Source organism: Alloacidobacterium dinghuense, from assembly GCF_014274465.1.
In the GTDB taxonomy this organism is placed as follows: domain Bacteria; phylum Acidobacteriota; class Terriglobia; order Terriglobales; family Acidobacteriaceae; genus Alloacidobacterium; species Alloacidobacterium dinghuense.
Genome location: NZ_CP060394.1, coordinates 4,777,951 through 4,790,286 on the forward strand (window position 1 = coordinate 4,777,951; position 12,336 = coordinate 4,790,286).

At 56.7% G+C, this 12,336-nt stretch carries 15 protein-coding genes; 3 read left to right on the plus strand and 12 right to left on the minus strand.

What is annotated here, in order from left to right; translation table 11 throughout:
• Positions 1-48: 48 nt before the first annotated feature.
• Positions 49-603: a glutathione peroxidase gene (locus H7849_RS19840; RefSeq protein ID WP_186741859.1), complete on the minus strand. Its 555-nt coding sequence runs from the start codon at positions 601-603 to the stop codon at positions 49-51.
• A 408-nt stretch (positions 604-1,011) separates the two neighbouring features.
• Between H7849_RS19840 and H7849_RS19845 the strand changes: the two genes are divergently transcribed.
• Entirely contained in the window at positions 1,012-1,701 is a 690-nt protein-coding gene (locus H7849_RS19845; protein WP_186741861.1) for an OmpH/Skp family outer membrane protein, read from the plus strand.
• A 329-nt stretch (positions 1,702-2,030) separates the two neighbouring features.
• On the opposite strand, the gene lepA is transcribed toward H7849_RS19845, so the two are convergent.
• Positions 2,031-3,842: a translation elongation factor 4 gene (gene lepA, locus H7849_RS19850; protein WP_186741863.1), complete on the minus strand. Its 1,812-nt coding sequence runs from the start codon at positions 3,840-3,842 to the stop codon at positions 2,031-2,033.
• 122 nt (positions 3,843-3,964) lie between these two features.
• On the opposite strand from lepA, the gene H7849_RS19855 reads away from it, so the two are divergent.
• Both H7849_RS19855 and H7849_RS19860 read left to right on the plus strand, forming a co-directional pair.
• Positions 3,965-5,758 carry a lytic transglycosylase domain-containing protein gene (locus H7849_RS19855; protein WP_186741865.1) on the plus strand — a complete coding sequence of 598 codons (1,794 nt, stop codon included), beginning with the start codon at positions 3,965-3,967 and terminating at the stop codon, positions 5,756-5,758.
• Between the two features lie 122 nt (positions 5,759-5,880).
• Complete coding sequence (locus H7849_RS19860) at positions 5,881-6,507, plus strand: hypothetical protein (protein ID WP_222439692.1); 627 nt, start codon at positions 5,881-5,883, stop codon at positions 6,505-6,507.
• Between the two features lie 72 nt (positions 6,508-6,579).
• Here the strand turns inward: H7849_RS19860 and H7849_RS19865 are convergent, their stop codons facing one another.
• The 10 genes from H7849_RS19865 to H7849_RS19910 form a co-directional block, all read right to left on the minus strand.
• Positions 6,580-7,008: a type II toxin-antitoxin system VapC family toxin gene (locus H7849_RS19865; RefSeq protein WP_186741866.1), complete on the minus strand. Its 429-nt coding sequence runs from the start codon at positions 7,006-7,008 to the stop codon at positions 6,580-6,582.
• A complete protein-coding gene (locus H7849_RS19870; RefSeq protein WP_186741868.1) occupies positions 7,005-7,244 on the minus strand; it encodes a type II toxin-antitoxin system Phd/YefM family antitoxin in 240 nt (79 codons plus the stop codon). The genes H7849_RS19865 and H7849_RS19870 overlap by 4 nt, the downstream gene beginning before the upstream one ends.
• Before the next feature lie 60 nt (positions 7,245-7,304).
• The gene (locus H7849_RS19875) at positions 7,305-7,679 is read right to left on the minus strand and encodes a CTP-dependent riboflavin kinase (protein WP_251106368.1); all 375 of its coding nucleotides are present in this window, start codon (positions 7,677-7,679) and stop codon (positions 7,305-7,307) included.
• Positions 7,667-8,116 carry a DinB family protein gene (locus H7849_RS19880; protein ID WP_186741870.1) on the minus strand — a complete coding sequence of 150 codons (450 nt, stop codon included), beginning with the start codon at positions 8,114-8,116 and terminating at the stop codon, positions 7,667-7,669. Before H7849_RS19880 ends, H7849_RS19875 begins: the two co-directional genes overlap by 13 nt.
• A 4-nt stretch (positions 8,117-8,120) precedes the next feature.
• Positions 8,121-8,678, minus strand: a complete 558-nt coding sequence (locus tag H7849_RS19885) for a peroxiredoxin (protein ID WP_251106369.1) — start codon at positions 8,676-8,678, stop codon at positions 8,121-8,123.
• A gap of 30 nt (positions 8,679-8,708) precedes the next feature.
• Positions 8,709-9,569 carry an LpxI family protein gene (locus H7849_RS19890; protein ID WP_186741872.1) on the minus strand — a complete coding sequence of 287 codons (861 nt, stop codon included), beginning with the start codon at positions 9,567-9,569 and terminating at the stop codon, positions 8,709-8,711.
• Between the two features lie 4 nt (positions 9,570-9,573).
• The gene (gene lpxA, locus H7849_RS19895) at positions 9,574-10,350 is read right to left on the minus strand and encodes an acyl-ACP--UDP-N-acetylglucosamine O-acyltransferase (RefSeq protein ID WP_186747681.1); all 777 of its coding nucleotides are present in this window, start codon (positions 10,348-10,350) and stop codon (positions 9,574-9,576) included.
• Positions 10,347-10,868 carry a 3-hydroxyacyl-ACP dehydratase FabZ gene (gene fabZ, locus H7849_RS19900; RefSeq protein WP_186741874.1) on the minus strand — a complete coding sequence of 174 codons (522 nt, stop codon included), beginning with the start codon at positions 10,866-10,868 and terminating at the stop codon, positions 10,347-10,349. The genes lpxA and fabZ overlap by 4 nt, the downstream gene beginning before the upstream one ends.
• A 296-nt stretch (positions 10,869-11,164) precedes the next feature.
• Complete coding sequence (locus tag H7849_RS19905) at positions 11,165-11,731, minus strand: Spy/CpxP family protein refolding chaperone (RefSeq protein ID WP_186741876.1); 567 nt, start codon at positions 11,729-11,731, stop codon at positions 11,165-11,167.
• Entirely contained in the window at positions 11,718-12,194 is a 477-nt protein-coding gene (locus H7849_RS19910; protein ID WP_186741877.1) for a hypothetical protein, read from the minus strand. The genes H7849_RS19905 and H7849_RS19910 overlap by 14 nt, the downstream gene beginning before the upstream one ends.
• Positions 12,195-12,336 lie beyond the last annotated feature (142 nt).

Sequence of the window (12,336 nt, forward strand, 5' to 3'; positions counted from 1 at the left end):
AGCATTCTAGCGCCGAGGCATGTGCGCAGCAAACGCGTTCTAAGCTTCTTAATTCCTGGCAAGCTCCGATTCAATAGCGCTCACCAGCGCCGGATCGTCCGGTGTGGTGTTAGGAGCGAAGCGAGCGGCGACTTCTCCGTTGCGGGACACAACAAATTTTTCAAAGTTCCACAGGATCTCCGGCGCCTCGTTTGGTTGAACGCCGAAGCGCCTAAGGTCTTCCTCGAATGGCTCTGCCGATGTGCTCACCGCCGTCGGTTGCGCCTCGATCAGAGCGTGATACAGCGGATGCTTCGCCTCACCAACCACGGTGATCTTCTCGTATAACGGAAAATCAACACCAAAGTTGAGGCTGCAGAAGCTCTGGATATCTTCGTTCGTGCCGGGCTCCTGTCCAGCGAAGTCATTGGAGGGAAAGCCGCAGACCACCAGGCCTTGATCGTTGTACTGGCGATAGAGCTTTTCCAGCGCCTCATACTGCGGCGTCAGCCCGCACTTTGAAGCGACGTTCACGACAAGGATGACCTTGCCGCTGTAGTCGGCGAGAGTCGTTTCTTCTCCGGTAATGCGGCGGACGGGAATGGATTGGACGGGAGCGCTCATGCATAGCATTGTAAGTGGTTTACATGCATATCCGCCTGTCCCGACTGGAAAAACCAAAGTAAGATTCGCGCTGAAACACAGCGAATCGTCTTTGTTTAAAATAGGTTAAAGAGCGGCAGCCACCGTGATCGGCAGTCGACGGCAAAAGCAAATTTGCCGCTGAATATAGGTGCCTGAGCAAAAAGTTTCCGTAGACAAGGTTTGACCTTACTTATCCACACACCTATAATTTCGCTTGAGTTCCTGAGAATGTCCTCTGTCCGTGTTTCTGCTCTGCGTCTCCGGCTTTTCCGGCCGGATAGCCGCCCCCACGAAGCGCCTCAGACGGGAAAGCCAGGAAGCGAAAGTTCGCTTCCGCACAGATATGCGGGCGACCACACCCAAGAACCGAAGGAGTTTCTGATTTCCATGAAGCGTTCGTTAACCCTCGTTTGCATGCTCGCGTCCGGGCTCGGCGTCAGCGCCCTTGCCCAGACCAGCAGCGCAGCCACTACAGACCCGGCGCCTAACGCCCCGTCTACCACCGCGGTTGCCCCCTCAGGCGGAGCCAAGATCGCCGTCATCATGTTCCAGCCCGCCGTCATGCAGACCAACGAAGGCCAGCGGAACTTTGCCGATCTGCAGAAGAAGTACGATCCCAAGCGGACGCAGCTCAAGACGATGAGCGATGAAATTGATTCGCTGAAGAAGAGCCTGCAGGCATCCGGCGCCAACCTGAGCGATGTTGAGAAGGCGAACCGCACCAAGTCCCTCGATGAGAAGGAAAAGGCCTTTCAGCGCCTCGGGGAAGACACCCAGAACGACTTCCAGCAGGATCTGCAGCAGACCTACACCCAGCTTGCCGAGAAGGTCTTCGGTGTCCTTCAGACCTATGCTCAGCAGAATGGCTATAGCCTCGTGATTGACGGCAGCACCCAGCAGAGCCCGGTCCTGTGGGCCAACCAGGGAACGGATATCTCCGCCGCAGTCATCCAGGCCTACAACCAGAAGTCGGGTGTCCCTGCGCCTGCAACTCCAGCGGTCGGAAGCACGCCTGCGGCTCCAACGCCGCATCCAACCACCCCGCGCTCCACAACCCCTGCTGCTCCCAAGCAGTAATAGCTTTCAAAGAGCTTAAAAAGACCCCGATTTCGGGGTCTTTTTATTTCTCAGTTTTTGCGATTCGATGGGCATGCAAAATGCACCGGAATCTGTGGAAAAAAATGTGGAAGAAATTTTCTGCGCTGACGGGAAATCCCTTAAGAAAACGATTAGAGCCTTAAAAGCCTTTCAAAATGGGGCTGCAACCTCTTTGTTTTCAATGGCGTCTTGTTACTAAAGTACTCTTGCCCTTGAACAAAAACATGCTGCCTATTAGTGGAGATTGAATTTGCACTTTCCACAGATCGCATTAAAGGACTGTAACTCCACAGATTGAAAGAGATAGCCTAACGGCTGTTGTCTTCGCCCAGCTTGAGCACGGCAAGAAATGCCTCCTGCGGGATGTCTACTTTGCCCACTCGCTTCATACGCTTTTTGCCTTCCTTTTGCTTTTCCAACAGCTTGCGCTTACGGGAAATGTCGCCGCCGTAGCACTTGGCGATCACATTCTTGCGCAGGGCTGAAACCGTCTCGCGGGCAACGATTTTCGCCCCGATAGCCGCCTGGATGGCGACTTCAAACTGCTGCCTGGGAATAAGCTCGCGCATCTTCGAGACCAGCGCCTTGCCGCGCTCGTAAGCAAATTCGCGGTGAACGATAATCGACAGCGCATCCACCGGCTCGCCCGAGACCAGAATATCCATCTTCACCATAGGCGAATCCCACGTTCCTGCAAGGTGATAGTCGAGCGAAGCATACCCGCGCGAGACAGACTTCAACCGGTCGTAGAAATCGAGCACGATTTCGTTCAGAGGCAATTCGTAGGTCAGCATCACGCGCGTCGGCGAGACGTATTCGAAATTCTTCTGCCGCCCGCGCTTTTCTTCGACCAGCTTCAGAATTCCGCCGACGTATTCTTCGTTTGTGAGGATGGTCGCGGTGATGATCGGCTCTTCGATCTTCTCGATCTCGCTCGGATCAGGCCAGCGCGATGGATTATCGACTTCGAGCATTGACCCGTCCGTCATCGTGATCTTGTAACGCACGCCGGGAGCGGTCGTGATCAGGTCGAGGTCATATTCGCGCTCCAGCCGCTCCTGAATGATCTCCATGTGCAGCAGGCCGAGGAAGCCACAGCGAAATCCAAAGCCAAGCGCCGCCGAACTCTCCGGCTCGAAGAAGAACGACGAATCATTCAGCCGCAGTTTCTCCAGCGCATCGCGCAGCAAAGTGTGTTCATGGGAATCAACCGTGTAGAGACCGGCAAAGACCATCGGCTTGAGTTCTTCAAACCCAGCGAGCGGCTCAGCCGCGGGCCGATTGTCTTCCGTGACCGTATCGCCAATCTTCGTATCGGCAACGTTCTTGATCGTCGCCACAAAGAACCCGACTTCGCCCGCCGACAGCTGATCAATCTCAACCGGCTTCGGCGTCAGTACACCCAGCGATTCGATATCGAAGACCTTGCCATTCGACATCAGACGGATCTTCGCGTTCTTGCGCAGCGTGCCATTCACAATACGGGCTAGCACAATCACGCCGCGATACGCATCGAACCATGAATCGAAAATCAGCGCTTGCAGCGGAGCATTCGCATCGCCCGTCGGTGTAGGCAGCCGATGCACAATCGCTTCCAGAATGTCTGGCACGCCTTGTCCGGTCTTGGCGCTCACCGGAATCGCATCGGTGGCATCGAGGCCGACGGCCTGCTCAATCATCTCCTGCGTACGCAGAATGTCAGCGCTGGGCAGGTCAATCTTGTTGATGACCGGGATGACCTCAAGCCCGTGGCTGATGGCAAGAAACGCATTTGCCAGCGTCTGCGCCTCCACTCCCTGCGAGGCATCGACGACGAGCAGCGCGCCTTCGCAGGAAGCCAGCGAGCGCGATACTTCGTAGGAAAAATCCACGTGCCCCGGCGTGTCGATCAAATTCAACTGATACGTTGTCCCGTCTTTTGCCGGATACATCATGCGCACCGAATGCGCTTTAATCGTGATGCCGCGCTCGCGCTCGAGGTCCATCGCGTCCAGCACCTGCGCCTGCATCTCGCGCGCGGTAAGCGAGCCGGTCAGCTCCAGCAGCCGGTCAGAGAGCGTGGATTTGCCGTGATCGATATGCGCGATGATCGCGAAATTGCGAATAAGCTTGCTGTCCATGAGAAAAACGCGAGGCCGAAGGGCCTGCTTCCGGAGAAACTTCCCTGACTCACTGCTTTATTATCGCATCCAAAGATGGCGAGCAAGCGTCCGCAGCCCATACAATAAAGCAGTAAATCCGAATGGTTGTCCCCAGACTCTCAAGCGCCGCTCTTGTTGCGGCTATAGCATGTCTCTCATTTTGCCGCGCTGGCGCTGAAGGCTTCGTTTCCCCATTTCTCTCCGAACCGCAAAATGCATCGACGCAGGCCGCACCCGCGCCGCAGAAAACCGCACCGCCCGCAATATCATCCCGCGACCAGTCACTCATCGACAGCGTGGAAAAGGCCTATCAGATCGGCCTCAGCAATTATCGTGACGGCCACATCGCCTCGGCAAAATCCAATTTCGACTATGCCGTCGACATGATGCTGCGCAGCGGCATCGACATCAAAAACGATCCAGCCATCAGTGAAGAATTCGATCGCGTCGTGGACGCGATCAACACACTCGAACTCGACGCCCTGCGCGAAAACAGCATTCAAACGGCGCAACAGCATCCTGAAGATACGCCCGTCGATATCGCCAACGACGTCACCTTCCCCGCCGATCCGAAGGTCAGAGCGCAGGCCGAAGCTGAGCTGAAGACCACGCAATCCGATCTGCCGCTCGTCATGAACGACTACGTTGCGAGCTACATCAATTTCTTCTCAAACACCACCAAGGGCCACAACACCATCGTCAACTCGCTCACGCGTGCCGGCCGCTACAAGGACATGATCCAGCGCGTGCTCAAGGAAGAGGGAGTGCCGCAGGACCTCATCTACCAGGCAGTCGCCGAATCCGGCTTCCGTCCGCAGGCGATCAATCCCCGCTCACGCGCCGGAGGCATGTGGCAATTCATGCCCGGCGACGCCTTTGCGCCGCAAAAGAGCGCATGGTATGACGAGCGCTTCGATCCGGAAAAGGCCACGCGCGCTTACGCGAAATACATCAAATACCTCTATAACCAGACCGGCGACTGGTATCTCGCCATGGCCTCTTATGACTGGGGCGCAGGCAACATTCAGCGAGCCGTCGAGCGCACCGGCTACGCCGACTTCTGGGAACTGTATCGCCGCAACAATCTTCCCCAGGAAACAAAGAATTACGTCCCCATCATTCTCGCCGTCACCATCATGGCGAAGAATCCGACGCAATACGGCCTGACGGATCTCGTCGCTGATCCACCGCTCGTCACCGACAAGGTCACGACAAATTACGCCGTCGATCTCCGCCTTGTCGCCGATGTCGTCGATGCTCCGATCCAGGAAATCGTCGGGCTCAACCCGAGCCTGCTGCGCATGAGCACACCGCCGGATGAGTCCTTTGATCTGCAACTGCCGCCGGGTGGCAAGGAACTCTACGAGAAGCGCATCGCCGAGATCCCCGAAGAGAAGCGGCGCTATTGGCGCTTCCATCTTCTCTCCCATGACGAATCCCTCGAAGAGGTAGCTCGCCAGTATCGCGTATCGGCTTCGGAGATAGCCTTCGTTAATCAGCTCAGCTCCACCACGGCCGACCTCAGCAACATCGATTCGCTGGTCATCCCCGTAGCCCCTGTGGCAGCCACGTCGTCGGCGCGAAACAGCATGTATAAAATTGAGCGCGGTGATACTCTCGTAACCGTGGCTGATCGCTTCGGTGTCACTGTCGATCAATTGCGCCGCTGGAACCACATCGGCAGTGGCGCCATCATCCCGGGACACAAGCTGTATGTCACCGAACCGGCGCGTATCTCCGCTACATCGCGCTCCCGTAAGGGAAAGGCAACAGCCGCGAACACGCAGGCTGCATCTCACCTTGGAGCGCACGGAGAAAAGCAGGTGCATGCAGAGCAGAAGGCCACCACCGCGACACACACCACATCTGTAAAGGGAAAGAAAACCAGCCAATGACGCTCACTATATACTTGCGTTCATTGGCAAGCCGTTGCATGCTGTTGCTATAATCCGCGCCGCAGGGCATTTTGATTCTGTGGCAGAACGGAAAACAGGCACCGAAGCCGGAGGGCATTTTCATGCAGGAAGAACGCAAACTTTACGCGAAGAACGATGGTGAATTTGAACCTGAAACGGACGATTATTCAGAAGAAGGTGAAGACAGCTTCGGTGAGGATGAAGAAGAGGAGGAAGTGAGCATCTCCATCTCCTCTGACGATGATGACATCGAAGATCTCGACGAAGGCGGGGGAGAATCATTTGAAGAACCCGCAATCGTTGCCGAAGAAGTAATTGTGGCTGTGCCTGCCGCTCCGGCAAAAAAGGCCGCGAAGAAGGCCGCGAAAAAAGCTCCGGCAAAAAAAGCGGTTGCCAAAAAGGCTTCCCCAAAGAAAGCAGCAAAGAAGGCTCCGGCCAAGAAAGCTGCCGCGAAGAAAGCTCCGGCGAAGAAAGCCGCAAAGAAGTCTGTCGCTAAGACCAGCAGTAAGGGCGCTCGTAGCGGCGGTAAAGCTACGAAGAAATCCGTGGCTAGTAAGAAGAAGAGCGCAAGCGGTAAAAAATCAACCAAACGAGGTACTACTTTGGCAGTAAAGAAGGCAGCAAAGAAGGCGGCGGCCAAGAAGGCTCCTGCAAAGAAAGCAGCAAAGAAGGCAGTAAAGAAGGCTCCTGCAAAGAAGGCAACCAAGAAGGCAGCAAAGAAGAAGTAACCACGTAGTTTTTCAGGCAAGCAAAAGAGCCCGGCTCATCGCCGGGCTTTTTTGCGTCTGCAGGATGGGACTTTAAGGCGTTTTTAGCTGAACCGTCTGAGCAAGTCTTCGCTGCCTGCTGTCGAAACTGTAAAAGGTGTCGGCCTTTACCTCGAGAGCAGCGGCCACATGCAAAGGGTCTGCTGTTCTCGTTCCAAATTTCGCTGTCGTCCGCAACGAGAGCTGGCGCGCTTTTTCAAAGACCTCGTCGGTCAGCGCTGAAATACGAACAACGCCACTCTGGGCATCATTGTCGAAGTCCCTCCGGGAGATGCGCGCCTGCGCTGCGGAAATTTCTTTGCGAAAGACCTTCAACTCAAGCGCGTTGCACAACTCCAGCTCAACCAATGCAGAAATAAAAAGGGCTGTGGGCGCAGTTGCGATCATATGGGCGGCGATCGTCGAGTTGGCATCGACGCTGTAGAGTGAAACCAGGAAGCTTGTATCGAAGTAAGCCTTCAATATCGATCCCGATCCTCGGCAACAATCTCAGCTCCTGTCGTAGCTGGAATCTGATCGCCATAGATAGCACGCAAACGCCCGATAAAATCAGGCATCTTGACCGTCCCCTGAGCCTCAGGCAACAGCCGAGCTATGACCGTGTGCCGTTTCGTGATCTCAATCTCCTGTCCCTGCCGCAAGAGCCGCTCAATCTTATTGAAGCTATAACGGAGATCGCGAACGGAAGCTCGTTTCATGTGATACATCTTAGCATCACAACGCAGACGAGATTCGAGTTTCTCTCAGTAGACGCCTGGCTACGGAAGGCCCACCTCAACTTCATCCCCATCTTTCAGCCCATACGCATCGCGCAACTTCACATCCGTAGCAATCTCGATAATGTTCTTCGCATAATGCCCGCTCCCGGCTTCGTTCGCATCCGTCCGAAGAAGAAACGCACGCCGTCCAAAGATCGTGCAAGGCGCCATGCTTACTGATACCGTGCCGCCATACTCCTCTTTTTCCAGACGGATAACTTTCGCCGGAAGCGAATACGGTTCCGCGAGCCGCAGGTTGAGCGTGCCCGGAAACAGCCGCATGCCCGTCTTCCACGTGTAGTAGCTCTCCAGCTTTTCCAGCCAGAAAGAAAAATTTCCCATCCCCGAAACAACCACACCCTTCAGGACGGGCATAGGATCTGCTTCAGATGATGCTGTTGGTGCGCAATATAGTCTTCGATCAGAAACCGCAGCGTGACTGGTTCGTTATCGCCGACGCGGCACTCGGCATTCAGTTTGTCCACCGGAATGCGCTCGACCACGCTCTTAAGAATCTCGTGATACGTCTGCCACCACGCAAGCAACATCGCCCACGGCATCTCGTTGTAGCCATGCGCAGCAACCCATCCCTCCTGTGCATAGAAAGGACCAGCATAACTGCCATCGAGCGCCGCACGCACAAAGCGCTGGTGGTTATTCGCCGCCGAATCGATCATGTGCCCCAACACCTGCTTGCGCGTCCATCCGCCCGCCCGCCATGGCAGGCCGACAACATCTTCCGGCACATGTAAAAGCGAATGGCGGATTGCCTCGCAACCCGCCACAAAATCCATCGCAGTTTGATTCGCCATATTCTTAGGAATGCTGACCCTCCATCGCGGTCAGCGCCGTCAAAACTTCTTCGCTGTGATGCGAAGGATCGACCTTCGTCCATACCTTCACAATCTTGCCCTGCGGGTCGATCAGGAAAGTATTGCGGTTCGCAATCTTGAATCCGGCATAATTGCCCAGCGAGCCATATTCCGCCACGACCTTCTTTTCCTCGTCGCTCAGCAGCGTGAAGTTCAGGCTGTCCTTGGCGCAGAACTGTTTGTGGCTGTCGACGGAATCGACGCTCACACCCACGATGACCGCGTTCTCCTTCAGGAACTTATCCTGATCGCGCTGGAAGTTATGTGCCTCAATCGTGCAACCTGTGGTCATGTCCTTGGGATAGAAATAGAGCACCACCCACTTGCCGCGGAAGCTGTCCAGGCTCACCGGCTTGCCTTCCTGCGAGTTCAGTGTGAAGCTCGGCGCCTGTTGACCAACCTGTGGCATCGCCGACTCGTCGGCTGCAAATCCGCGAAGCGCAAACACACCCAGTCCGATAACAACAACGAATGCAAGCAATGCGATCGAAATCTTTGACACGGCTGACAGCCCTCCTTTGGGGCTTCTTCATTATCCCTGCTCGATAGCCACAATCGCAATCTTGGCTGTATTGGCACGCAAAAGAACTGTATCCCTGTCAAAAATCAGCGTCCGCTCCGCTTCAATCGCCAGACACGTCGCATGCGCGTGCTCCATCGCTTCAATCGTCTTCAGCCCGATCACCGGAACATCGAAGCGCATATCCTGCTTCGGCTTCGCCACCTTCACAACCGTCAGCGTGCGATCAAAGGTAGAAGCATCGCCATCGGCAGCCATCGTCTTCATAATCGCGCCCGCGCGTTCAATCGCGGCATCAGTCCCTTCCATTGCCTCAACCGCAACACACGTCTGGCTCGCAACGACGACAGTTTGTCCAATGTCGTACCCTGCAACCGCCAGCCCCACTTCGCGGCCATAAGCGATGTCCTTCCGCTCCTGCTCCGAAGGCGAACGCTCCGTCAGCACCCCAGCCTTCGCCAGCAACGGTTCCAGATATGCAGTAGACGAAATCAGTTCAATACCCTCATCGCCCAGCACCTTGGCGACCGCCCCCAGCAGCATGTCTGTATTCTTGGTGCTCAGAGAAAGCAGCAGTTTGGCCAGCCGCCAGTCCGGACGAATACTCGAGAAAATCTGCTTGTGCTTCACCTGCCCAGCCATCACCGCGCGTGAGACATTCTCTGTGTGAAACGTCTCGATCAGCTTTGACAACTCACCCAGCGAAAGCCAATAGACGCGAACGCCGGAATCCGCAGCAGCGCGCTCATCGATCTCCGGATCCGTCTCTTCCTTGATCGCGGCAACCACAACCTCAAGCCCATGCGCGCGCGCCGCATCCAGCAGCAAAAAAGGAAAGTGCCCATTTCCGGCGATCAAACCAAGTTTGCTCACCGGCCTACTTCACCACGCCACGTTCTGATTTCTCGATGAACTCCACCAGATAACCGACATCTTCCGTGGCAATGCCTTCGCTCTTCATTCTTTCCAAAGCCTGCGAAGTGTTCATCTTCCCGGCCAGCAGATACCGATACGCATGCTGCAGCGCCCGCAACCGCTCACGATCAAAGCCCTTGCGCTCCAAACCAATCTTGTTCAGCCCGTAAGCCTGCGTCTCGCGCTTCGCCGAGGTCAGTGAGAAAGGCAACACATCCTGCACCACGGTCGTTCCGCCGCCCGTATACGCATGCTTGCCGATCCGGCAAAACTGATGCACCTGGTTCAGCGCCCCCACGGTCACATAATCCTCCACGATCACGTGACCAGCCAGTGTCGCAGCATTCGCCAGAATGCATCCGTCGCCAATCACGCTGTCGTGCCCGATATGCGCGTACGCCATGATGAGGCACCCACTGCCCACCCGCGTCGTGCCGCCACCACCCGCCGTCCCGCGCGAAATCGTCACGCACTCGCGAATGACGTTGTCATCGCCCAGCACCGCGCCCGTAGGCTCGCCCTTGTATTTCAGATCCTGCGGCGCAACACCCACGCAGGCAAAGGAATAGAACTTGTTTCGCGCCCCGACTCTCAAATGCCCATCGAGAACCACATGCGAGATCAACTCGCAGTCTTCCCCGAGCGCCACCTCCGGACCAACCGTGCAATATGGCCCCACCGTACACGACTCAGGAATCACAGCACCCGGCGCAACAATCGCCGTCGAATGAATGCTCACTCTTCCGTCACCGAAGCCATCGCCGGCGCTTCCGCATGCGACTCCTGCCTGCGCCGCGGAACCAGCTGGCACATCACCGTTCCCTCGCAGGCAAGCTTGCCGTCCACCGTTGCTCTTCCTTCCAGACGCACCGCGCGCGTCTTCCACTGCAGCACATTGATCTCAATCCGCAACTGATCCCCCGGCACCACCGGCCGCCGAAACTTGGCGCGCTCGATCCCCGTAAAGACCATCAGCTTGCTGTCGCGATCCGGAATCTCAGTCAACAGAAGTGCCCCACCCGCCTGCGCCATCGCTTCAATCACCAGGACACCGGGCATGATCGGATAATCCGGAAAATGCCCCTGAAAGAAAGACTCATTGATGGTCACGTTCTTAATCGCGACAATCCGCTTCTTCCGCTCCATCTCAATCACGCGATCGATCAGAAGAAACGGGTAACGGTGCGGCAAAATCGCCATGATGTCGGAAATATCCATCACCAGGCGAGACTCAGGAGCGTGGGTTGAGTTCTCCATAATCTGCAAAAGCGATTATAAAGGGGACTCGCCGTCCAGGCACCCGCTCCCTTCGGTCGCCCTCCGCGGCTCGCGAAACTTTAACCGGCGCGGTCTCCGCCCGCGATCGAACCTGGTGGCTGCGCACCTTGTAGAAGTGCTGTCATCCTGAGCGCAGCGAAGGATCTGCTTTCCCTCAGCAGCAGCACGAAAACGGGTGCCCCATCCTTCGCGCAGCGAAGGGTGGGAACCACAACCCCGAGCCTGCGACACAAAAAAGGAGCGGCCCATAAGGGCCGCTCCTAACAGACCAAGATCTACTCCATCTGAGGCTGCGGAGGCGGTCCACCATCCGGTAACGCTGGGGGACCACCCGGCCCGCGCCGCATGCCGCGACCCTCGCGGCCCCACTCCTCTTTCTTCTCCGCGCGCAGAGCCTTCAGCTTCGTCCACTGGTCCGGCGTCAGCACCTGCCGAATCCCCAGCAGCATCCGCGCATTTGCCTTTTCGAGTTCCGCCCTTGCCTGCGCAATCGCGTCAATCTGCCCCAGAATCTTTCCCTCATCCGGCTGATCGGCTTCAATGAGTGGCTGCATAATCGCTTCCTGCTTCTGCAGCGATGCATTCAGGTCAATCAGCTTCAGCCGATGCTGCTGCAGAATCCCATCCATCTTCGTCTGCTGGTCTGCGGTCAACCCAATCTTCTGCGCCGTCTGCGGATCGTCCCACCAGCGCCCGTGCAGCATTCTTCCACCAAAGGCCCGCTCCATCGGAGGCGGACCCGGCGTCATCTCCTGCGCCGCAGCGCGCCTGGACGTTCCAAGAGCTCCAAGGCATCCTGCCAAAATCAACCCCAGTCCCAAAAGCTTTCTAGTTTCTCCCATTTGTCTTCTCCATCTTCCCCGTAGTCTCGTAACTCACGTAATCGGCATCCGTCTCCGCCAGCGGCTGCATTGAATCCGGCACCGCCTCGGACAACTCGTTCGTTACCTGGTCCAACAATGCCGTATCCGCCTCGCGCTGCTTCAAGAGCTGCGCCTGATGCTCGGCCCGCACCGCTGCCGCATGATTGCGATAGAAACCCACCGCCGGCGCCAGCGCCGCCACGCATAAAGCCGCAGCCACCGCCCACTCAAGCATCACGCGCCGCTGTGCCGACCGCCGCCGCACCCGCGCCTGCTCCAATCCCCACTCCGTCGCTGAACCCGTAGACCGAGCCGCAATCTGAAACACCGCCGCGCGAAACTCACTGATCGAGTGCGCCAACCCTTCCAGATCGCGCTTCGTCGCCGCATCGCTTTCCGGATACAGCTCCTGCACATCCCGGTTTGTCGTCTCTCTCGTCATTGCTTATCTCCCACGCCCAGAAGCCGATTCTGCTCTAGTCCCAACCTCACAAGGGCTGTCATCCTGACCCTGAGTGCAACGAAGGGGAAGGATCTGCTTTTTTCCGGCAGAGGCACGAAAAGGGGTGCCCCATCCTTGCGGA